This window comes from Streptomyces sp. ISL-87 (genome assembly GCF_018614095.1).
GTDB lineage: Bacteria > Actinomycetota > Actinomycetes > Streptomycetales > Streptomycetaceae > Streptomyces.
The window spans coordinates 126427-147089 of record NZ_JAGGOY010000030.1; the positions used below are offsets into that span (position 1 = coordinate 126427).

The window sequence follows — 20663 nt, forward strand, 5'->3', positions numbered from 1 at the left end:
ATTCGAACAAACAGGGGATTTTAGCGGTAGCTGCTCCCGGCCCGCGTGGCGGGGCTGCGGTCAGGCGAGCGGGGCCGAGGCCGGGGTCTGGGGGAACGGGCTGGGGTCGGGGAGGGGGCCGGGTACCGGTGGCTCGGGCCGCGGGGGCTCGGGGGCCGGGAACGGCGGCGGGGCCGGGTCGGGAGGGGGCTCAGTGTCATTACGGGTGACGGGCATGTTTCCAGCTTCCCGCGACCCGAGCCGTCCCGCCTGCCGACACGCGCCGGACACGCCCACGGCACTAGCGGGTCGCGGTGTGCGGCTGGGGGCCGGAGGCGGAATGGGCCGGGAACGTCTCGGCGAGGACGGTGTCGAAGAGGGTGGTGACTTCGAGGGAGGTCAGACCCTGTTCCTGGGCCAGCCGCATCCATTCTCCGAGCCGGGCCCCCAAAGGGGATGCCGGTGTGGTCCGCGGGGTGGCCAGTGACCTGGTGACGAACGTGCCCGCCCCCTGCCGGACTTCGACGAGGCCCGATCGCTCCAGTTCGCGGTACGCCTTGAGCGTGGTGTTCGGATTGACCTGCGCGGTGGCGGCGACCTGCGCCGCCGTGGGCAGCTTGTCGCCCTCGGTCAGGGCCCCCATCCGCAGCGCCTGCTCCACTTGCTGGATGATCTGGAGGTAGGCGGGCATACCGCTGCGGCGTTCGATGCGAAACACGACCACGGTGCCCGCCTCCCTCTTTCTCGTCGTGGTGGCTTTTCAGCCTAGGGGGTCGTCAGATCTAGATCGGGCCGCGGCGGGTGCGCCAGAGGAACACGGCGACGAACAGCGCGGTCAGCGTCAGGTACAGCCCGACGGCGGTCCACTGCATACCGGCCAACTGGTCGTGGCCGAAGTACTCCCAGACGTTGTTCACGATCCCGAGCCTGGCCCGGCAGACCTCGGTGGCCTGGTCGTTCACGCAGGTGCCCCAGCCGTAGAGCTTTCCGGACGCCGTGCCGACCCACTGGTCCACCTGGACGACGTGGTCGAGCGTGGCCGGCTGCTCGCTGGTGAGCGGGTAGGTGAGGCGGCGCGGGGTGGCGAGCGTGTCCTTGAGGAGTTCGGCGGCCACCAGGACGGCGGCCGAGCCGAGGAAGGTGAGGACCATGGCGGCCACGACGCGCCGGGTCAGTGCTCCGACGGCGATGCCCAGCGAGGTGGTGAGCAGGCTCATCGCGATCAGCACCGGCACGGTGCTGTCGAAGGCGGCTCCGTGCAGCCAGTCGGTCGGGGTGAAGGGCCCGACCGAACCGCGCCACCAGGCGAAGAGCACGCTCAGGACCCCGGTGGTCACCGTGACCAGGAGGAATGCGAATCCCAGCTTCCACAGGAGCCAGCGCCCTCTGGGTACGGACTGGGTGGTGACCAGCCGGGCGGTGCCCTGCTCGTGGTCCGACGAGACGAGCGGGGCCCCGAGGAACACGCCGAGCAGCAGCGGCAGGTCTTCCAGGTAGCCCGCGAACTCGTTGAAGCGGTTGCTCATCGCGTTGTGCACATTGTTGTCGATGGCGTCGGCGGGCTTGGCGGGCCAGCCGGCGGCGTGCAGGGTGTCCAGCATGGAGCTGCGCTCGTAGACGATCCAGGCGGCGCCGAGAACGGTCACGGCGACGCAGGTGAGCAGCATGGCCCGGTGCTGGCGGACCATCAGCCAGGCCAGTCCGTGCAGCCGGCGGGGCCCCGCGGGCTTGGCGCTCTCCGCGGCTCGGGGGTGGGCGAGGGTGCTCATGCCGCACGCTCCTCTCGGTGGGCGGGAGTCGCGGTCGGGGAGAGCAGCGGGGGCGCCGCGGGGGAGCGGAGGTAGGCCAGCAGTACTTCCTCCATGCCGGGCTCCGTGGCGTGCCATTCGGGACTCAGCGGGCCCTGGCGCAGGATCAGCGCGGTGAACTGGCGGCCGGCGGTACGGGTCTCGATCACGGTGTGGGCGGCCAGGGCGTCGGGCAGGCGCTGGTCCGTGGTCACCCCGGTGACCACGGTGTGCATCGGCAGCAGCTCATCGCTGTCCCCGGCCATGCGGATCTGTCCGTCGGCGAGGACGAGCAGGTAGTCGCAGGTGTGTTCCAGTTCTCCCAGGTTGTGGGAGGACATCAGCACGGTGGTGCCGTGTTCGGCGGCCTCGGACATGAGCAGCGAGCTCATCTCATCGCGGGCGACGGGGTCGAGGTCGGCCATCGGTTCGTCCAGGAGGAGCAGTTGGGGCCGCTTTCCGAAGACGAGCGCGAACGCCAGCCGGGTCCGCTGGCCGCCCGAGAGGCTGCTGACCCGGGCGTCCAGCGGCAGCCGGCCCTCCCGTACGATCCGCTCGGCCACCTCCTGGTCCCAGCCCGGATTGAGTTCCTGGCCCATCCGCAGGGTCCTGGCCACGGTGAAGTTCTTGAACAGCGGCTTGTCCTGTCCCAGGTAGGCCCACCGCGGCATGGTGCCCGGGGCGTCGACCGGAGCGCCGAAGATCCGCAGCTCCCCGGCCGACGGCTCGATCAGGCGGGCCACCAGGCTCAGCAAGGTGCTCTTGCCCGCGCCGTTGGGTCCGACGAGGGCGCAGATGCGGCCGGCGGGAATCCGGAAGGAGCAGTCCCGCAGCGCCCACCCCCGGCGGTACCTCTTCCCCAGCCCGCGTGCCTCCAGCGCCCACCGGGTGTCGGCGGGCATGCCGGGAACGGTCAGATCGCGCACGCCTCCCCCTTTCCATGATTCCACTACATGATTAATGGAATCATGGCACACGCCCGCCGCATCGCGAAGCTCGACGACGCCGGCGCGTTCGCGGCGACCACCGCGGCGTTCCTGGGCTGAGCGACCGGCGCCCAGGGGGGTGGGGCCGGCCCGGGAGCGTTGATCCCGTCGTCGAAAGGGAAGAGGCGCTGTATGCCACAAGCATTTGCTCCCCTGCTCCGGGTCCTGCGCCGCCACCACGAACCCGCCGTCGTGCAGACGGTCCGCTCGACCGCGGCCGCCGTCGTCTCCTACGTGATCGCGCTCAGGCTCAGCAGCGAGCCCGCCCCCTTGACCGCTCCGCTCACCGCGCTGCTCGTCGTACAGGTCACCCTCTACTCCACGCTCACCACCGGGATCCGCCGGGTCAACTCCGTCGTGGCCGGCGTACTGCTCGCGATCGGCTTCAGCGCGCTGGTCGGACTGACCTGGTGGAGCCTGGGCCTGATCATCCTCGCCTCGCTCGTCGTCGGCCGGCTGGTGAAGGCGGGCGAGTTCGTCCCGGAGGTCGCGATCAGCGCGATGCTGGTCCTCGGCGTGACCAGGGTGGCGGACACGGCCTGGGACCGGGTTCTGGAGACACTGATCGGCGCCGCGGTCGGGCTCCTCTTCAATGTCCTGTTCGTGCCGCCCGTATGGGTCGGACCCGCGAGCGAGGCGATCACCGACCTCGCCGGGCGCATGCGCGCCCTGCTCGTGCACATCAGCGCCGAACTGGGCGACCACACCCCGGTGGAGAAGGCCGCCGCCCGCCTCCATGAAGCCCGCCGCCTCGACAACGACATCGCCCAGGTCGACGCCGCGTTGCGGCAGGCGGAGGACAGCCTGCGGCTGAACCCGAGGGTGCGCGAAGGCCTCCTCTTCCGGCTGGTGCTGCGCACCGGCCTCGACACGCTGGAGATCTGCGCGGTGGTGCTGCGCGTGTCCTGCCGGACCCTGACGGATCTCGCCAAGACCCGGCCGGCGGACCCGCTCCTCGCGCCCGACATCGCGCGAGCCCTCCAGGAGCTGTACGCCCATACAGCCGTCGCCGTGGAGAGCTTCGCCCAGCTCATCACCGCGCAGGTCAGCGCCAACGCCGAGGACGCCGAGGCCAGGCTCACCGAGGAGCTGAACACCGCCCGCCGCAGCCGGGACCGCCTCGCGATCCTCCTCCTGGATCAGGTCCGCGCCCATCCCGGGGAGTGGCAGCTGCACGGGGCGCTGCTTGCTGAAGCGGACCGCGTGCTCGACGAGCTGGGCGTGGAGAAGCGCTCCGAGCGGCTCATGGAGGAACTCGACCGGCACTCCCGCGAGCAGCGCGAACGCCACGCGCAACTGCACCGCCTGACCGGCCGCCTGCGCACCGCCCGGCCCGGCGGGCGGCGCACCCCGGGCGGCGAGTGACGCCCGGCGGGGCGGGTCAGCGTACCCGGGCGGCGAGTGACGCCCGGCGGCTGGTCAGCGTACCCAGGGCCGCCAGACCCGCTCGTTGCGCTCGACCCATTTCTTGGCCGCCTGCTCCGGGGAGAGCTTCTCCTCGGCGATCATCAAGGCGACCTCGTTCTGCTCGGCGACGCCCCAGTTGAACTTCGTCAGGAACCGCGCCGCCTTCCCTCCCGAATCGGCGAAGCGCGCGTTGAGGAACTTCTGCAGCGGCGTGTGCGGGTAGGCGCAGGCCACCTTCTCGGGGTCGGCGTCGCAGCCCTCCGTGTACGCGGGCAGCTTGACCTCGGTCATCGGGACCCGCTCGAAGAGCCACTGCGGTTTGTACCAGTACGTCAGGAAGGGCTTCTTCTCCTTCGCGAACTGCTTGATCTGGGTGATCTGGGCGGCCTCGGACCCGGCGAAGACCACTTCGAGGTCCAGTCCGAGGTTCTTCACCAGCGCCTTGTCGTTCGTGACGTACGACGGGGAACCGTCCATCAGCTGGCCCTTGCCCCGGCTCTCGGCCGTGCGCAGCTGATCGGTGTACTTGCCGAGGTTCTTCCAGTCGGTGACGTCCGGATGCGCCTCGGCGAAGTACGTGGGCACGTACCAGCCGATGTGGCCCGTCACGCCCAGATCGCCGCCGGGGACGATCGTCTTCTTGTCCTCGACGTAGCGCTTCTCCTGCTCGGGGTGGCCCCAGTCCTCCAGGATCGCGTCGACGCGGCCCTGGCTGAGCGCGTCCCAGGCGGGCACCTCGTCGACCTGGACGGTGTCCACGCGGTAGCCCAGCTCGTGTTCGAGCAGGTACGCCGCGACGGCGGTGTTCGCCTGCGCGCCGACCCAGGACTGCACGGAGAGGGTGACCGTCTTCGCGCCCCGCGCGGCGGCGTACGGGGAGGACTGGCGGGTCATGTCGGCGGCCCCGCAGCCGGTGACGACGGCGAGGGTGGTCGCGGCGGCGAACGCGGCGAGGATACGGCGGCGGGTGTGTCTCACGGGCTCGGCCTTCATCGGATCGATCGGCATCTCAGGCCTCCTTCGCGGGCTGGGTGACGCGGTCGAGCATCAGGCCGAGGCAGACGATCGCGGCGCCCGCCACGAGTCCGGTGGCCAGGTCGCCCTGGGCGAGGCCGAGGACGACGTCGTAGCCGAGCGCGCCACCGCCGACCAGGCCGCCGATGATGACGACGGCGAGGACCAGGACCACGGCCTGGTTGACGGCGAGCAGCAGGGCGGGCCGGGCGAGCGGCAGCTGGACCTGCCGCAGCTGCTGCGCACCGGTCGCGCCGAGGGAGCGGGCGGACTCCAGCGCGGCCGGGTTGACCTCGCGCAGCCCCTGCGTGGTGATACGGACGACGGCGGGCAGCGCGTAGACCACGGCGGCGGCGGCCGCCGGGGCGCGGCCCACGCCGAACAGGGCGACGACCGGGATGAGGTACACGAACTGCGGCATGGTCTGGCAGATGTCGAGCACGGGGCGCAGCAGTCGCTCCGCGCGGGCACTGCGGGCGGCGCCGACGGAGATCGCGAATCCGAGTACGAGGGTCACGGCGACGGCGGCGAGGACCTGCGAGAGCGTGTCCAGCGAGGGCTCCCAGACGCCGAGGACGCCGATGGCGGCCAAGGCGAGGACGGCGGTGAGGGAGGTGCGCCAGGTACCGACGAGCACTCCGAGGGCGGCCACCAGCAGCAGGAGCAGCCACCAGGGCAGGGCCTGGAGTCCGGTGCGCAGCGGGTCGAGGATCCAGCCGGTGAAGTGGGCGGCCCAATCGGCGGTGCCGCCGACGACGGGAACCCCGGAGTAGAGGTGGTCGGTCATCCAGCCGACGGCCCGGTTGACGGGATCGGCCAGGGACACGGTCCAGGATCCGGGCCACTGGGAGGTGCCCAGGATCCGGCCGAGGGTCGCGACGGCCACCGCCACCAGCAGCGTGAGCAGGCGCCCGTACCAGCCCGCGAACACCCGGCGCAGGAAGTGCTGTTCGGCGGTCGGCGGCGGGGTGGCGCCGAACCGGGCGCCCGCGGCGTCGGCCGTGCGGTCGAGGACGACGGCGAGCAGCACGATCGGGATACCGGCGGCGAGGGCCGCACCGACGTCGACGGAGGCGAGGGCCTGGTAGACGCGGTCGCCGAGGCCGCCCGCGCCGATCACGGAGGCGATGACGGCCATGGAGAGGCCCATCATGATGGCCTGATTGACGCCGAGCAGGACCTGCGGGCGGGCCAGCGGGAGCCGCGCGGTGAGCAGCCGCTGGCGTCCGGTCGCACCGAGCGAGGCGGCGGCCTCCATGACCCCGGCGTCGGCCTCGCGCAGGCCGAGCGCGGTGAGGCGGGCCATGGGCGGGGCGGCGTAGACGACGGTGGCGAGGACGGCCGCGGGTACGCCGATACCGAAGACCAGCACCATCGGCAGCAGGTACGCGAAGGCGGGCAGGATCTGCATGGTGTCGAGTACGGGGCGCAGGGCGCGCTCGGTCCGCGGCGAGAGCCCGGCGGCGAGGCCGAGCAGGCCGCCGACGACGACGGAGGCGGCGACCGCCACGACCATCAGGGCGAGCGTCTGCATGGTGGGGACCCACATGCCGAGCAGGCCGCAGACGGCGAACGCGGCCATCGAGGTCAGGGCGAGCCGGATGCCGGCGAGGCGCCAGGCGACCAGCCCGGCCAGGGCGGTCACGCCGGTCCAGCCGGCGGCGAGCAGGATGACGTACACCGCGCGGACGGACATCACGACGGCGTTGCTGACGTGCCCGAAGAAATAGAGGAAGAGCGGGTGGCTGTCGCGGTGGTCGATGATCCAGTCGCCTGCCCGGCCGAGCGGGGCCGACAGGTCGACGGCCAGAGCGGCCGGCCAGCCGCCCGCGCCGGGGTAGAGGATGCCGAGCGCGGTGAGCACGGCCGCGGCGACGGCGAGGGGCAGGACGCGGCGGCCGGCGCGGTGGTGCGACAGGGCTCTGAGGCGGCCGCCCGGCGGTCCCTCGGCCGTCGTAGCCGTGGGCCGGCCCTGCTGCCGCGGGATGCCCCGCGGCGCGGGTTCGCGGACGGGCGCGGCGGTCGCGGTCATCGCGGACCCCTCCCGGTGCCGGGTACGGGTTCTCATGCGGCCACCTCCCCGGTAGCCGGGGCGGGGACTCCGGCGACCACGGCGAGCAGCGCGGCGTCGTCGACCACGCCCAGGCATCGGCCCTGGTCGACGATCCGGGCGGGACCGCCGCTGCGTGCAACGGCCTCGATCGCCTCGACGACCGTCGTGGCGGGGGAGAGGGCCGGGCCCTGTTCGGCCTCGGCGGCCGTCGCGGGGCGCATGGCGCTGCGTACGGTGAGCACCTGCTCGCGCGGCACGTCGCGGACGAAGTCCCGTACGTAGTCGTCGGCGGGTGAGCCGACGATCTCTTCGGGGGTGCCGAGCTGCACGATCCGGCCGTCGCGCATGAGGGCGATCCGGTCGCCCAGGCGGAGGGCCTCGGCGAGGTCGTGGGTGATGAAGACCATGGTGCGGCCCTCCTCGTGGTGCAGCCGGGCCACCTCCTCCTGCATCTCGCGGCGGATCAGCGGGTCGAGGGCGCTGAACGGCTCGTCGAACAGCAGGACTTCGGGGTCGGCGGCGAGGGCGCGGGCGAGGCCGACGCGCTGCTGCTGACCGCCGGAAAGCTGGCCGGGGCGGCGTTCCCCGAGGCCTTCGAGGCCGACCTTGACGATCATCTCGGCGGCCTTGGCGCGCCGTTCGGCGCGGGCCATGCCCTGGATCTCCAGGCCGTAGGCAACGTTGTCCAGCACCGTGCGGTGCGGCAGCAGGCCGAAGTGCTGGAAGACCATGGCGGCGCGGTGGCGGCGCAGTTCGCGCAGCCGGGTCCGGTCCATGGCCAGGACGTCCTCGCCGTCGATTTCGAGGGATCCGGCGGTGGGCTCGATCAGCCGGGTCAGGCAGCGCACAAGCGTGGACTTGCCGGAGCCGGACAGGCCCATCACGACGAAGACCTCGCCCTTGCGGACGTCGAAGCTGACGTCGCGGACGGCGGCGGTGCAACCGGTGCGCTCGCGCAGGTCGGCGGCGGACAGGCCGGCGTGTTCGGAGCCGGGGACCTTGGCGGCCTCGGACCGGGGGCCGAAGACCTTCCACAGGCCGTTCACGGCGAAGACCGGGGGGCTGGAGTCCGCTCCGGAGGCGGTGGACATCGCGTCCGCCTCGTCCACGGGGCTCGCCGGATCGATCTGGTTCGTGGGGTTCATCGGATCGATCTGGTTCGTGGGGTTCATCAGGCATTGCCTCCCAGCAGCTCAGCGGCCTTTTCGCCGACCATGAGCACTCCGATCATCGGGTTGACCGCGGGCATCGTCGGGAAGACCGAGGCGTCGGCGATCCGGATACCGTCCAGGCCGCGGACCTTCAGGTCCGGTCCCACGACCGCCGTGGCGTCGTCGGCGGCGCCCATCCGGCAGGTGCCGGCCGGGTGGTAGACGGTGTGCGCCACGGAGCGGGCGTACGCGCTGAGCTCCTCGTCGCCGGTGATGTCGGGCCCTGGGCACACCTCGCGCTTGAGCCAGCCGGCCAGCGGCTGCGTCGCCGCGATCTGGCGGGCGATCTTGATGCCGTCCACCAGGGTGCGGGCGTCGTAGTCGTCCTCGTCCGTGAAGTACCGGAAGTCCAGGGCGGGTTTCACCTCGGGGTCGGCACTGGTGAGGTAGAGGCGGCCGCGGCTGCGGGGCTTGGGGATGTTGGGGGTCAACGACACGCCGTGCGCGGGGCGTTCGTAGCCGATCCGCTCCGGGTTGTCGGTGAAGGGGACTTGGTAGAAGTGGAACATCAGGTCCGGCCCCTGGGACTCGGGGTCGCGCCGTACGAAGAGCCCGGCATCGCTGTCCATCGCCGAGTTCTCGGGGATCGGACCGTCCGTCTCCCAGACGATCACCGACTCGGGGTGGTCGAGCAGGTTCTCGCCCACGCCGGGCAGATCGTGGACGACGGGGATGCCCAGGGCCTCCAGGTCCTCGCGCGGGCCTATGCCGGAGTGCAGCAGCAGCCGGGGGGTGTCCACGGCGCCCGCGCACACGAGCACTTCGCGGCGGGCGGTGACCAGCGACCGGGAGCCGTCCTTGGCCTGTACGTGAACCCCGCGCGCCCGCGTCCCGTCGAGCTCCAGGCGGTAGGCCCAGGTCTCCAGCAGCAGGGTCAGGTTGGGCCGGTCGTCCATGACGGGATGGAGGTAGGCCACCGAGGCGGAGGAGCGCTTGTTCGTCTCCGGGTGGTAGGCGAGGTCGAAGAATCCGGCGCCCTCGTGGAACGGCTTGCGGTTGAAGCCCTCGACGAGGGGCACGCTCAGCGCGTCCCGGGCCGAGTCCACGAAGTCGCGGGCGATGGCGTTCCGGTCGGCCTCACCGACCGGAACGATGTTGTTGAGCAGCTTGTCGAAGTACGGGTCCATCGCGGCGGCGTGCCAGCCCGCGGCGCCCGCGTCCGACCACTCGTCCCAGTCGGACGGCAGCGGCTTGAACGCGATGAGGGTGTTGTGCGAGGAGCAGCCGCCGAGGACGCGGGCGCGGCTGTGCCGGATGTGCGAGTTGCCGCGGGGCTGCTCGGTGGTGGGGTAGTCGTAGTCGAGCTCGCCGCCGAGCAGGCCCATCCAGCGGCGGAGGGTGAGGACGTCGGGGCGGTCGACGTCGCTCGGTCCGCCCTCGATGACGGCGACGGTGACGTTCGGGTCCTCGGTCAGCCGGGAGGCGATCACCGAGCCGGCGGTGCCGCCGCCGACGATGACGTAGTCGTACTGGTGCGTGTGCGTCGTCATTTCGGTGTTCCCTTTCAGCCCGCGAACCAGCGCACGGGGCGCGGAGCGAGGTTCTGGTAGACGTGCTTGGCCTCGCGGTACTCGGCGAGACCGGACGGCCCGAGCTCGCGCCCGACGCCGGACTTCCCGAAGCCGCCCCACTCCGCCTGAGGCAGGTAGGGGTGGAAGTCGTTGATCCAGACGGTGCCGTGGCGCAGCTGGCCCGCCACCCGGCGGGCACGGCCCGGGTCGGCCGTCCAGACGGCGCCCGCGAGCCCGTACTCGGTGTCGTTGGCGAGCGCGACGGCCTCGATCTCGGTACGGAAGGTCTCGACGGTCAGCACCGGCCCGAAGACCTCCTCCCGCACGACGCGCATCCCCCGGTTGCAGCGGTCGAGGACGGTCGGGCGGTAGAAGAAGCCCGGCCCCTCGGGGCGTTCGCCGCCGGCGCGCAGGACGGCACCCTCGGCGAGGGCGGAGGCGACGTAGGACTCGGTGCGCTCGCGCTGGGCGGCGGAGACCAGCGGGCCGCACTCGACACCGGGGTCGGTGCCGCGGCCGAGGCGGATCCTCTCGGCGCGGCGAGCCAGTTCGTCGACGAAGCGGGCGCTCACCGACTCCTCGATGATGAGCCGGGATCCGGCCGAGCAGACCTGGCCGCTGTGGATGAACGCGGCGTTCAGGGCCTGGTCGACGGCGGTGTCGAAGCCTTCCGCGGTGGCGCAGGCGTCGGCGAAGACGACGTTGGGGTTCTTCCCGCCGAGTTCGAGGGCGACCTTCTTGACCGTGTCGGCGGCCGCGTGCATCACCTTCGTACCGCTGGCGAGGCCGCCGGTGAAGGAGACGAGGTCGACGTCGGGGTGGGCGGCGAGCCGGGCGCCGACGGGATCCCCGGCGCCGGTGACGAGATTGGCGACCCCGGCGGGCAGTCCAGCCTCCACCAGCAGTTCGATGAGGACGACCGTGCTCAGCGGGGTGATCTCGCTCGGCTTGATCACGAAGGTGTTGCCCGCGGCCAGCGCCGGGGCCACCTTCCAGCTGGCCTGGAGGAGCGGGTAGTTCCACGGGGTGATCAGGGCGCAGACCCCGACCGGCTCGTGGACGACGACGCTGTGGATGTCGGGGGATCCCGCATCGACGACCCGGCCGCCGCTCTCGGCGGTGACGAGGTCCGCGAAGTATTGGAAGGCGGCGCTGACGCAGTCGACGTCGATGCGGCCCTCTTCGAGGGTCTTGCCCGCGTCCCGGCTCTCGATGAGCGCGATGCGCTCGCGGTCACGCTGGAGCAGCTCGGCCGTGCGGCGCAGAAGCGCGGCGCGCTCGGCGACGGGGGTCCGCGGCCACTGTCCGCAGTCGAAAGCGGCGCGGGCCGCGCCGACGGCCGCGTCGGCGTCGGCGGCGCCGCCCTCGGCGACCACCGCGAGCACGGTGGAATCGGCGGGGTCGAGGATCTCCCTGGTGGCTCCCGTTGCGGCGGGCCGCCACGTCCCGGCCGTGTGAATGGTCAGTTGCTCCGACACGACGTGCTGTACCTCCGGTTTCCGCACCGCGGCGAACCCGCGATGGTGGTGCAGTCGGCGCACGTGCCCGCTGTTCCCGAAGTCATGTCCCATCGGTCACTCGAAGTGACCGGAGTCACTCGCTGCTCCGTCGCGCGGGGACTTGGACGAATGCGGCGTAACCTGGTCGAAATGCCGTATCCGCCCGTGAGCCAGGGAGGCGGCGCATGACCGACCCGTACGGCTTCCTCAGGACTCCCCGGCGCCCCGTTCCGGCGCGCCCCGCGGATCAGCGGCTCGGCGACTGGGGGGAGGTGCACGCCGGGCAGGCGCTGCTGCCCCTGGTGTCCGAGCAGGCGAACCGGTGCATGGACTGCGGCATCCCCTTCTGCCACAGCGGCTGCCCGCTGGGCAATCTCATCCCGGAGTGGAACGCGTACGCGGCGCACGGCGACTGGCGGGCCGCGTCCGAGCGGCTGCACGCGACGAACAACTTCCCCGAGTTCACCGGCCGGCTCTGTCCGGCACCCTGCGAGGACGCCTGCGTCCTGGCGATCAACGCCGACCCGGTGACCATCAAGAACGTCGAGCAGACCATCGCCGACCAGGCCTGGGAGCGCGGGTACACCCCGCCGGCGCCGCCCGGGCGGCTCAGCGGGAAGACCGTCGCCGTCATCGGCTCCGGCCCGGCCGGGCTCGCCGCGGCCCAGCAGCTGACCCGGGCCGGGCACACCGTCGTCGTCTACGAGCGGGCCGACCGCATAGGCGGGCTGCTGCGCTACGGCATCCCCGCGTTCAAGATGGACAAGGCGCACCTGGACCGCCGTATCGCCCAGATGCGGGCCGAGGGCACCGTCTTCCGTACGGAGGCGGACATCGGCGGCCGGGCCGACGCGGCCGACCTGCGAAGACGGCACGACGCGGTCGTTGTCGCGGTCGGGGCCGCGGAGCGCAGGGAGCTGCCCGTGCCCGGCCGCGAGCTGAGCGGCATCCACCAGGCCATGGACTACCTGACCTGCGCCAACCGGGTCCAGGAGGGCGACCGGGCGGCGCCCGGGGTCACGGCCGAGGGGCGGCGCGTGGTGATCGTAGGAGGCGGGGACACCGGCTCGGACTGCCTGGGCACCGCACTGCGGCAGGGCGCGCTGTCGGTGGTCCAGCTGGACATCAATCCGGAGCCCGGCCCCGGCCGGCCCGACGCCGACCCCTGGCCGGTGTACCCGAAGGTGTACCGGATCTCCCACGCCCACGAGGAGGCGCGCGAACGCGACGGCGCCGATCCCAGGGTCTTCTCCAGCGCCACCGTGCACTTCGAAGGCGATGCGGCGGGCCGGGTACGAGCGCTGCACCTCACCGCGGTGGAACCCGCGCGGAGAAGGTCGCTCCCGGGCACGGAGCGGGTGATCGAGGCCGGGCTGGTCCTGCTGGCGCTCGGTTTCTCCGGTCCCGAGCGGGCCTGCGGCCTGGGCGGGCAACTCGGGCTCACGCGGGACGGCCGGGGCAACTTCGCGCGGGACGCGGGCTTCGCGGCCGTCGGTGAGCCGTCGCCGACGCGGCTGCCCGGCCTGCGGCCTGAAGGGGTCTTCGTCGCGGGTGACGCCGGACGCGGACAGTCCTTGGTGGTGTGGGCGATCGCGGAGGGCCGGGCGGCGGCCGCCGCGGTGGACCGCTACCTGACCGGCACGACGGCCCTCCCGGCCCCGATCGGCGCGCAGGACCGGCCCATGTCGGCGTGACCCCCGAGCCGGGCCACCCATCCCCCGGACAGGCCATCTCTACGGTCCCGAGGTGGATCTTGCAGGTTGGCCCCCTCAGCCCACACTCCACGACAGCGTCTGGTCGGCACTGACCAGGCAGGCGAGGATGACGAGGTCGGCGATGCCCAGGGCGAGGCCGAGGCGCGCACGGCCGGGGCGGCTGGTGCCACGGCGCAGGGCGAGGGTGGCGAGGACGATCGCGACCGGCCCGAGGACGAGGTTCATGGCGAGCGTGCCCACCAGGCCCAGCACGAACGCCGTGACGGCCATGGCGTCGGCGTCGCGGACGCCGCCGGCACGCGGAGCGGTACGGGTGGTGGTCATCGCTGGCGCTCCTGTCGTCCGGTCCCGCGTCGGGTCTGGGCGTGCCGTTCCCGGACTGCGAACAGCAGCAGCCAGCCGGCGATGGCCGCGGTCGCGCCGAGGCTGACGGGGGCGGCCACGTGGGCCACGGTCCCCAGGACGACGCCCAACAGCATGAGGGCGGCTATGAGGAAGAGCATCGTGCTTCCTTCAGGGATAGGTGCAGGGATGGGGTCAGGGATGGGTAACAGTTGTGCACTGACTACCTAGTCTAAAATGATGCATGCACACTTTGGGAAACAGGGGGGTTAACTTTCCGTCATGAGCCAGACCTCTGGGAGCCGCGAGGCTCAACGCCGCAGCACACACCGGGCTCTTCTGGACGCGTCGCTGTCACTGTTGGAGGAACGGAGCCTGGGCGCCCTGGGTCTTCGGGAGGTGACCCGCGCGGCCGGCGTGTCCCCGACCGCCTTCTACCGCCATTTCGGCAGCATCGAGGAACTCGGCATCGCGCTCGTCGAGGAGGCGCTGGAGAGCCTGCACTCGGCGGTCCGGTCGATCCTCGCGACCTCGGGCGATTCAGGTGATTCAGACGATTCGGGCGATGTGGGCGTACGGATCGACGCCGCAGTGGAGCTGATGTCCGAGCTGGTCCGCCGGTACCCGGCGCACCTCCGGTTCATCGTGCGCGAACGGTACGGCGGCGTACGGCGGGTGCGCGAGGTGATCGCCCGCCAGCTCGACGCGTTCGCGTCCGAAGTGGCCGAAAGCTTTCGTCACGACATGCCGGCCACCGGCTGGAGCCCGGACGACGTGCAGATGCTGGCCCGGCTGTACGTCGACCACATGGTGATGACGGCCTCCGCGTACCTGTCCGCGTCCTTGGAGGCCAACGAGTGGGCCGCCGTCACGCGCACGGCACGCAGCCAGCTGTGGCTGATCCACGCGGGCCGGGTGAACTGGCCCGCCGTGCAGCGCGACAGTGCGCCGCGCATTGTCGTCCCGTGACGGGTTCGCCGAGCGGGCCCTTCGCGCGCGAAAGCCGGGCAGGAGACGCACGGGCCGTAGTCGGAGAGTCGCCGCGCGCGTACCCCGCCCAATACCCGGGCTTCCCTACGCGCCGCCCTGCCGGTGAACCCCGCGCGCGCTGTCCGGAGTTGTACGGAGTCCTGTACGAGCCCGTCCGACCTGCGGGAACGCCCTTCCCGGCGGCGGCCGCGGGCTGGCTCTCTGGTGGAGCGCCGCCGGGTCTGCCGGGGCGTGGCACACCAATGCAGTGACCTCGTAGGGAGAACGACGATGCGCAAGACGACCACCACCCTTCGGTCCCGGGCCGGTCTGGCCGCCGCGGCGGCCGCCGTGGCCCTGACGGGCATGCTGGCCGGCGCCGGCAGCGCCGACGCGCGGGCAGCTACATCTCGTCCAACAGCGGGGGCGCGAACGTCCGTACCTGCGCCAGCACGGCCTGCGGCTCGATCGGCTACCTCGGCAACGGCTCCGGCGTCACCATGCTGTGCTGGGTCGACAACCAGTGGGTCTACCCGCCCTACTCGAACTACGCGTCCAACCGCTGGTTCCGCGTGTCCAGCGCCGTCGGCACGGGCTACGTGCACTCGTCGCTGGTAGCGAACCAGACCAGCGTGGGGCACTGCTGACGAACCACCATCATGGACCGCCCCCGCGCCGACCCGGCGTGGGGGCGGTCCGCGTCCCCACATCTGCGACTACCTCCTCGGGCTGACCCGTAGCCGACGCCGCAGGTCACGGCCGGCCCGCCCCGCTCCCGGTCGACACCCGGGCGCGGGCCGGGGAGGATGGAGGAGCGGGCACCGAGCGCGGCCGCCGCGATGCGTGTCGGCGCCGTTGCGGGCCGGTTACCCGCTCCCTGCCTCGTTTCTCCCTGAGGGGAGCACCATCATGCATCGACAGACCCGACGTGCCGTTGTTACTTCCTTGCTCGCGTCCTCGCTCGCGCTGTCCGGTGTGGTCGCCCTCGCGCCGGCTGCCGGCGCCGCGGTACCAGTCGCCAGCTGTACGGTCACACCATCGCCGGACGGGACGTCCGTCACCATCGCCGGCCAGGGTTTCACGCCCCCGCGAGACCTCAGTGACGGCGAATCCAGGGAGCGCCTGAACATAGACGCGAACGGCAACTTCCTGGTGAAACGCTTCCAGAAGAACGTCCACTACACCGTTCTCGCCGTCAACGAGAACCAGAACTTCATCTTCGTGAACTGCAAGGTCGTCCAGTCCGGCAAGAACACCGAGCGCGAGCGTGCTCAGGGCCGCAGGGACGGGCGAGAGGCCGGCCGCGACGCGGCCAGGGAGAGCTGCCAGGTCCGGCCGCGGCCGGACCGGAGAATCAGCCACACGGACGCCTATTGGGAGGGATGGACCGAGGGAGCCAACCGCGCCTTCGACAGGGCCTGCCACATCCGTTGAGCCTCCGCTCCGGGGAGCGTACGACGGCGGGGGCCGGCGCACACGGACGACCCGCGGCCGCGGAACGGGCACACCGGCCCGCGCATTTACCGCGCACGGCACGCGTACGCGCCACATACTCGTTCCCGTACTGCGAGAGAAGCCATCCCCGGGGTAGTGATCGTGCTGATGGCTTCAGGGGGCATGAGGGGGCGACCACGCATGGAGATGGACTCGACACCGCGCACCGACGATCAGGTATCCCGAAGGCTGACGCGAGACCGCCGCCATCTCGCGCAAGAGCTCGCACGGCGGGTGGTGACCGAAACGGCGGATCATGAAACACGGTACTTCGACCAGCGGGCCCGGGCCTATTTCCGCCCGCACCTTCCCTGGGCCGGCCGCCGGACCACACGATTCGATCCGGTCGGGCTGCCCGGGGAGTTGGTGACCCCGGTAGCCCTGGCGGTCGCCACAGCCTTGCTCGGGGCAGCCTCCACGGCAGTGGTGGCCAGACTGGAACGGACCTTCGGCGGCTGGCGTCGGCGTAGGCAGCGGGAGCCAGAGGCCGCGCCGACGAGCACCACCCCGGCCGTGACGACGGACAGCGGCGTGCCGACCGCTTCGTCGTCGACGGGGCTCAGCGCCGCCGACCTCGCGAACTGGCGCGCCATCGCGCTGACCGCCGCCCTTCAGTGCAACGCACCCGAAGGCCTCGCCCGGCGCGTCGCGGACGCCACGCTCGCCGGGCTCGTCCAGCATCTGGCCGAAGGCACGCTCCCCGCCGGTCACGCCGACGCCGGCGAAGGAACCACGGACAACGAGACCCCACCGGAACCGCCGGTAGCCTCCGCGGGCGACGGGGGTCCAGCGAGTTCAGCCGCCGGAAGCGGTGGCTGACCACCGCTGTGTTCCTGCGAGCGCTCCTGTTCTGGCTGACACTCACCGTCTCGGCCGGTGCCATCGCCTTCCCGGCCACACCCGAGCGGTACACCCAGGCCTCCTGGGGCTACCGAACATGCTCCAGCGAAGTGACCGACGTATACCTCGCCCTCCTGCCACTGACCCAGGAGGAGCGGCGCGCCGCCGAAACCCCCTTCTGGCAGAGGTCCTCCGTCCCGGACGTTTACCGCGACGAGGTGAACGGTGCCATCGAGCGACGCTGCCACAAACGGCCCGTCGACCACCCGGAGCGCCGTGCGGGCCTCGCCGTGGGCGTGTTGGCGGCCGGGGGGTTCCTCCTTTACTGGCTGCTGCCCTACCTGAGCATCCTTCGCCACGGCCTCAAGCCCGAGAAACCCCTCGGAACCTCCACCCGTCCGGACGGCACACCCCTTCCCAGCCTCGATGCCGCGATACGCGCTCTCGCAGCCGACGCGAACGTCAGGCCGCCCGCCGTGTTGGTCCACGCCGTCGACACGACCGTGAACGCCGTCGCCTTCGGCCACTGGGGCCGACGGTACATCGAAGTATCCGGCGGCCTGGAGGACCGGCTCAGGACCGATCCGGGAGGCTTCGACGCTTTGGTGCGCCACGAACTGGGCCACATCCGCAACCGCGACCTCGACGTCACTCAGGGAGTGACGGCGCTGTGGTGGGCCTTCGTCACTCTCGTCGCCGGCGCCTTCTGCCTCTCCTTGACGGGATACGCAGGTGAAGGCACGAGCCTGCGCGAGCTGTGCCTGCGGCTCGCCCTGCTCACCGGCGTCGTCTACGCCGCACGCAACAGCTATCTCCAGTCGCGCGAGTTGCACGCCGACAGGTTCTCCGCCGCCTGCCCGTCCGCCGCCTGCCCGTCCGCCTCTTACCCGTCCGCAGCCGCTCGGCCCGGCAGCGGCGAGACGGCCCGACAGGCACTCGACGCGCTCTTCGACGAATCGGCCAAGTCGCGCCCCGGGCGCGGCGGCCATACGGGGTTGTGGCCGTTCGCCACCCACCCCTCTCTGGCGCGCAGAAGGGCCGCTCTGGTCCGGCCCGCCCTCGCGGACGAACTCACCGGATGGGAGGTGGCCCTGATCGGCTGCCTTCTCGCGTTCGCCGTCAATCTGATTCTGGGACACAGCTTCGAACTGATGATGTTCGGGCTCCGTACGGGAATTCTCAAGCTCGACGATGTGACCACGCTCCGGCCGACGTTCGCCTGGACGGCCCTGCCCTTCCTCCTGGGGGCAGGCCCCCTGGTCGCCCTCGGGGTGCGGTACTCGGTCCTCGCCTGGGGCGGCCTCGGGGCCATCGGCCTCCGCCTGGCCGCCCGCCTGGCCGGGCTGGCGGCATGCTTCTGGGCAGGGCTGTGCCTCGGCTGCCTCATCTACCCGGGACCGATCACCGAACGCGCGGGCACGCCCACCGTCCTGCTGTGGCAGTCCCTGACCGGCACGGCGGCACTCGGCCTGGCACTGACATCGACCGCGACCGTCGCGCTCTGCGCGCTCCTGGCCCTCGGCTGCGAAGCGGTGCGACTGCCCCGAGGCCCCGCGATGTTCGTGACCGGCGCCTACGGGGCGCTGCTCGCCGTCACCGGATTCCCCACGGCGCTCGCTGCCGGCCTGGCGCCGTACCTCCGCGGCGTGGCGGTCTCCCTTCCGCTCGCAGGCGCCCTCTGCCTGGTTGTCCGGCGCCCCGCGCAAGCAGGTCCCCGCCGCGCCCTGGGAGCCGGCTACGGCACGGGAACCGTGACCCCGGCGGCCTCGCCCATGCGGCTCCGGCTCCGGCTGCTCTGCCACCTCACCACGCTGGGGATGACGGCCTGGGCGCTCTCCACCGCGATCAGGCTCCTCACCGACTTCGCGCCGAGATCGCCGCTCACCCTGGTCAGCCAACTCGGGCTGATGCTGTTCGTATTCGGCACCGGCGGGGCGGCCCTCGCCCCGCACGACACCGTGTTCCGCCGACGTACACAGGCCGCGGCGGCCTGCCTGGGCGCAGCAGCGCTTCTTTCGGCCGTGGAGCTGTTCGCGGACGGCCGGATCACACCGTGGCTGCTTCTGATCCTCATGGGGCCCGCCGCAGGCGTGGTCATCGCGTCCGAGAACTCGGCGGCAGTTCTCTACGACCTGCGCCACGGCAATGGACGGCGCGGTACTGACCCTCGTAGCCCTTGAGAGCCACCACACCTCAGTCGAGGCGCACGCAGATCGCAACCGGCAGCCTCGGCGACCAGGTCTGGGTGCTGTAGTCGTACGCCTGGGCGTAGCCGTTGTTGCCAGGGGCACAGGGAGCGGAGATGTTCGTCTCCAGGTAGACGGCTCCGCCGGGGACGCCGGAGTTCGTCTTCGCGGTCACGGTCCCGTGGTACTTGACCTGTCCGGAGTTGAACTTGACGGCCACATAGACCCTGCCTCCGAGGGTGAAGTTGCCGCCGCCGATCTTGAGATGGCCCCGGTAGGTGTACTGGAACAGATAGAGACCTGCGGGCGCCTTGTCCAGATCCGTCGGGGTCGACCCGGCAGGGGCGACCATGCCGACGGAGGTGGCGGCGGGTGCCGTCGCCGTCGCGGTCGGTGCGACCCCCAGGCCGACCACGGCCATCGCTGTCGCGGTCACCGCCAGGCGGCGCGGCCAGCGAGATGTCGAGAGCGGGAGCGTGCGCATGACTACTCCTTAAGAAGTAAGCCGCTAGGGGCGGGCGTTCAGGTAGATTTGCGGAGACCACCGGGTGCAGGAAGAACCGGTGAAGGTACCGCGGTTGCATGCCTGGACCGTGAAGTTGTAGTCACCGGACTCCGCGGTGATGGTCCACACCTTCCTCGGGCCACCTGCCAGCTCCTGCTGCTGCCAGCCTCCGGAAGAAGGCGACACGTAGCGGATGTATTCAGTCCTCCGAATGAGGAACTTCTGCTGATTGCGGCGCGGTAGGTAGGCGGGTCCTGAGGACGCTCGCACGGCAGGGCTGCGGCAGGAAGAATGACGGCCCTCGATATCGGCGGCGGCGTCCACGCACTGCGGCCCGGCGGAATACCCACACTCGCTCGAAAACTACTGATTACAGGATATTCCGGACGGTCTCAACCCGCCTGCTGAGCCGCCGTTCCGCAGCGGGCCCGGGCTGTGCGCTGTGGCGCGCGGTCTGTTCACCCGTACGGATGACCCCGCGGCTGGCAGACCGCAGACTGGGGCACGTATCGCCTGACCAACGGAATCTTCCCATGGACAGGACAACCTCATGCCCCTGCGCACCGCCCCTGCCGCCCTCGCCGCCAAGGGACACATCTTCACCATGCTGGATGTGGACGGCGACGGTGTCATCTCCCGGCAGGAGTACCTCGTTCGCCCCGAACGTGCGGCGGCGGCGCTGGGACGCGAAGGGGCCGACCCCCTCGTCCTGGCCGCGCTCGCCGCTCACGAGCGGGTATACGCGTCGATGGACGCGGACGGCGATGGAAGGGTGACATTCGAGGAGTACGCGGCGTGGGCCGGCGCCGAGGCCTTCGACGACGTATGCCGGCAGGCATTGGGATCGCTCTTCGACCTCGCCGACACCGACGCCGACGGAAACCTGAACCGGGCGGAGTTCACGCAACTGCGCGCGGTGCTGGGCAACACGCCGGACAACGCCGAGACGGCATTCGACGCACTGGACACCGACCGCGACGGACGCATCGACCGCGACGAGTACCTGGCCTCGATCCGCGCCTACGTGATCGAAGGCGCTTCGCCGATGGCCGAAGCCCTGCACACGGGCAGCCGCTGACCTACCTGGCCCGTAGCCCCCGCCCGGGTAACGGCGGGGGCCATTGGGCGAGTCAGGCGCGGGTGCCCTAGTACTCCAGCTGTAGAT

The 20663-nt window shown here is 71.5% G+C and carries 20 protein-coding genes; 8 read left to right on the forward strand and 12 right to left on the reverse strand.

Annotation, left to right across the window (positions count from 1 at the left end):
* Nucleotides 1-280: 280 nt before the first annotated feature.
* From J7I97_RS11755 to J7I97_RS11765, 3 genes are all read right to left on the reverse strand, one after another.
* Nucleotides 281-670, reverse strand: a complete 390-nt coding sequence (locus J7I97_RS11755) for a GntR family transcriptional regulator (RefSeq protein WP_214933614.1) — start codon at nt 668-670, stop codon at nt 281-283.
* Between the two features lie 91 nt (nt 671-761).
* Nucleotides 762-1748: an ABC transporter permease gene (locus J7I97_RS11760; protein ID WP_214933569.1), complete on the reverse strand. Its 987-nt coding sequence runs from the start codon at nt 1746-1748 to the stop codon at nt 762-764.
* Entirely contained in the window at nt 1745-2692 is a 948-nt protein-coding gene (locus J7I97_RS11765) for an ABC transporter ATP-binding protein (RefSeq protein ID WP_374195464.1), read from the reverse strand. Before J7I97_RS11765 ends, J7I97_RS11760 begins: the two co-directional genes overlap by 4 nt.
* Before the next feature lie 192 nt (nt 2693-2884).
* On the opposite strand from J7I97_RS11765, the gene J7I97_RS11770 reads away from it, so the two are divergent.
* The gene (locus tag J7I97_RS11770; protein ID WP_214933571.1) at nt 2885-4117 is read left to right on the forward strand and encodes an aromatic acid exporter family protein; all 1233 of its coding nucleotides are present in this window, start codon (nt 2885-2887) and stop codon (nt 4115-4117) included.
* A 54-nt stretch (nt 4118-4171) separates the two neighbouring features.
* Here J7I97_RS11770 and J7I97_RS11775 read toward each other — a convergent pair whose 3' ends face one another.
* From J7I97_RS11775 to J7I97_RS11795, 5 genes are all read right to left on the reverse strand, one after another.
* Nucleotides 4172-5053, reverse strand: coding sequence for an ABC transporter substrate-binding protein (locus J7I97_RS11775; RefSeq protein WP_251050527.1), 882 nt, complete (start codon nt 5051-5053; stop codon nt 4172-4174).
* Nucleotides 5054-5168: 115 nt separating this feature from the next.
* Nucleotides 5169-7205 (reverse strand): ABC transporter permease subunit, encoded by a 2037-nt coding sequence (locus tag J7I97_RS11780; RefSeq protein WP_214933620.1) that lies wholly within the window; start codon nt 7203-7205, stop codon nt 5169-5171.
* A gap of 32 nt (nt 7206-7237) precedes the next feature.
* Nucleotides 7238-8317 carry a glycine betaine/L-proline ABC transporter ATP-binding protein gene (locus J7I97_RS11785; RefSeq protein WP_214933621.1) on the reverse strand — a complete coding sequence of 360 codons (1080 nt, stop codon included), beginning with the start codon at nt 8315-8317 and terminating at the stop codon, nt 7238-7240.
* A gap of 80 nt (nt 8318-8397) precedes the next feature.
* Nucleotides 8398-9927 carry a GMC family oxidoreductase gene (locus J7I97_RS11790; RefSeq protein WP_214933573.1) on the reverse strand — a complete coding sequence of 510 codons (1530 nt, stop codon included), beginning with the start codon at nt 9925-9927 and terminating at the stop codon, nt 8398-8400.
* Between the two features lie 14 nt (nt 9928-9941).
* On the reverse strand, nt 9942-11426 hold the full coding sequence (locus tag J7I97_RS11795; RefSeq protein WP_308369336.1) for an aldehyde dehydrogenase family protein: 1485 nt from the start codon (nt 11424-11426) through the stop codon (nt 9942-9944).
* A gap of 206 nt (nt 11427-11632) precedes the next feature.
* Here J7I97_RS11795 and J7I97_RS11800 point away from each other — a divergent pair, with 206 nt between their 5' ends.
* Nucleotides 11633-13141, forward strand: a complete 1509-nt coding sequence (locus J7I97_RS11800) for a glutamate synthase subunit beta (RefSeq protein WP_214933577.1) — start codon at nt 11633-11635, stop codon at nt 13139-13141.
* A 75-nt stretch (nt 13142-13216) separates the two neighbouring features.
* On the opposite strand, the gene J7I97_RS11805 is transcribed toward J7I97_RS11800, so the two are convergent.
* Nucleotides 13217-13486, reverse strand: a complete 270-nt coding sequence (locus J7I97_RS11805) for a DUF4190 domain-containing protein (RefSeq protein ID WP_214933579.1) — start codon at nt 13484-13486, stop codon at nt 13217-13219.
* Nucleotides 13483-13665, reverse strand: coding sequence for a hypothetical protein (locus J7I97_RS11810; RefSeq protein WP_214933581.1), 183 nt, complete (start codon nt 13663-13665; stop codon nt 13483-13485). The genes J7I97_RS11805 and J7I97_RS11810 overlap by 4 nt, the downstream gene beginning before the upstream one ends.
* Nucleotides 13666-13786: 121 nt before the next feature.
* On the opposite strand from J7I97_RS11810, the gene J7I97_RS11815 reads away from it, so the two are divergent.
* From J7I97_RS11815 to J7I97_RS11835, 5 genes are all read left to right on the forward strand, one after another.
* Nucleotides 13787-14473: a TetR family transcriptional regulator gene (locus J7I97_RS11815; protein WP_214933582.1), complete on the forward strand. Its 687-nt coding sequence runs from the start codon at nt 13787-13789 to the stop codon at nt 14471-14473.
* 407 nt (nt 14474-14880) lie between these two features.
* Nucleotides 14881-15120, forward strand: a complete 240-nt coding sequence (locus J7I97_RS40260; RefSeq protein ID WP_374103707.1) for an SH3 domain-containing protein — start codon at nt 14881-14883, stop codon at nt 15118-15120.
* 262 nt (nt 15121-15382) lie between these two features.
* On the forward strand, nt 15383-15907 hold the full coding sequence (locus J7I97_RS11825) for a hypothetical protein (protein WP_214933585.1): 525 nt from the start codon (nt 15383-15385) through the stop codon (nt 15905-15907).
* A gap of 201 nt (nt 15908-16108) precedes the next feature.
* Nucleotides 16109-16786: a hypothetical protein gene (locus tag J7I97_RS11830; RefSeq protein WP_214933588.1), complete on the forward strand. Its 678-nt coding sequence runs from the start codon at nt 16109-16111 to the stop codon at nt 16784-16786.
* 8 nt (nt 16787-16794) lie between these two features.
* On the forward strand, nt 16795-18987 hold the full coding sequence (locus tag J7I97_RS11835; protein WP_214933590.1) for a M48 family metalloprotease: 2193 nt from the start codon (nt 16795-16797) through the stop codon (nt 18985-18987).
* Nucleotides 18988-19000: 13 nt separating this feature from the next.
* On the opposite strand, the gene J7I97_RS11840 is transcribed toward J7I97_RS11835, so the two are convergent.
* Nucleotides 19001-19477, reverse strand: coding sequence for a hypothetical protein (locus tag J7I97_RS11840; protein ID WP_214933592.1), 477 nt, complete (start codon nt 19475-19477; stop codon nt 19001-19003).
* A gap of 24 nt (nt 19478-19501) precedes the next feature.
* Entirely contained in the window at nt 19502-19684 is a 183-nt protein-coding gene (locus tag J7I97_RS11845; protein ID WP_214933594.1) for a hypothetical protein, read from the reverse strand.
* A 364-nt stretch (nt 19685-20048) separates the two neighbouring features.
* Here J7I97_RS11845 and J7I97_RS11850 point away from each other — a divergent pair, with 364 nt between their 5' ends.
* Nucleotides 20049-20576 carry an EF-hand domain-containing protein gene (locus tag J7I97_RS11850; RefSeq protein ID WP_251058718.1) on the forward strand — a complete coding sequence of 176 codons (528 nt, stop codon included), beginning with the start codon at nt 20049-20051 and terminating at the stop codon, nt 20574-20576.
* The last annotated feature ends 87 nt before the right edge of the window (nt 20577-20663 follow it).

Bases quoted from the DNA above. Each gene is read 5' to 3' on its own strand.
- J7I97_RS11810 (WP_214933581.1), bottom strand. From the start codon at position 13,665: ATGCTCTTCCTCATAGCCGCCCTCATGCTGTTGGGCGTCGTCCTGGGG.
- J7I97_RS11830 (WP_214933588.1), top strand. From the start codon at position 16,109: ATGGAGATGGACTCGACACCGCGCACCGACGATCAGGTATCCCGAAGG.
- J7I97_RS11770 (WP_214933571.1), top strand. From the start codon at position 2,885: ATGCCACAAGCATTTGCTCCCCTGCTCCGGGTCCTGCGCCGCCACCAC.
- J7I97_RS11760 (WP_214933569.1), bottom strand. From the start codon at position 1,748: ATGAGCACCCTCGCCCACCCCCGAGCCGCGGAGAGCGCCAAGCCCGCG.
- J7I97_RS11780 (WP_214933620.1), bottom strand. From the start codon at position 7,205: ATGACCGCGACCGCCGCGCCCGTCCGCGAACCCGCGCCGCGGGGCATC.
- J7I97_RS11815 (WP_214933582.1), top strand. From the start codon at position 13,787: ATGAGCCAGACCTCTGGGAGCCGCGAGGCTCAACGCCGCAGCACACAC.
- J7I97_RS11755 (WP_214933614.1), bottom strand. From the start codon at position 670: ATGCCCGCCTACCTCCAGATCATCCAGCAAGTGGAGCAGGCGCTGCGG.
- J7I97_RS11825 (WP_214933585.1), top strand. From the start codon at position 15,383: ATGCATCGACAGACCCGACGTGCCGTTGTTACTTCCTTGCTCGCGTCC.
- J7I97_RS11785 (WP_214933621.1), bottom strand. From the start codon at position 8,317: ATGTCCACCGCCTCCGGAGCGGACTCCAGCCCCCCGGTCTTCGCCGTG.
- J7I97_RS11775 (WP_251050527.1), bottom strand. From the start codon at position 5,053: ATGACCCGCCAGTCCTCCCCGTACGCCGCCGCGCGGGGCGCGAAGACG.
- J7I97_RS11850 (WP_251058718.1), top strand. From the start codon at position 20,049: ATGCCCCTGCGCACCGCCCCTGCCGCCCTCGCCGCCAAGGGACACATC.
- J7I97_RS11800 (WP_214933577.1), top strand. From the start codon at position 11,633: ATGACCGACCCGTACGGCTTCCTCAGGACTCCCCGGCGCCCCGTTCCG.
- J7I97_RS11790 (WP_214933573.1), bottom strand. From the start codon at position 9,927: ATGACGACGCACACGCACCAGTACGACTACGTCATCGTCGGCGGCGGC.
- J7I97_RS11840 (WP_214933592.1), bottom strand. From the start codon at position 19,477: ATGCGCACGCTCCCGCTCTCGACATCTCGCTGGCCGCGCCGCCTGGCG.
- J7I97_RS11805 (WP_214933579.1), bottom strand. From the start codon at position 13,486: ATGACCACCACCCGTACCGCTCCGCGTGCCGGCGGCGTCCGCGACGCC.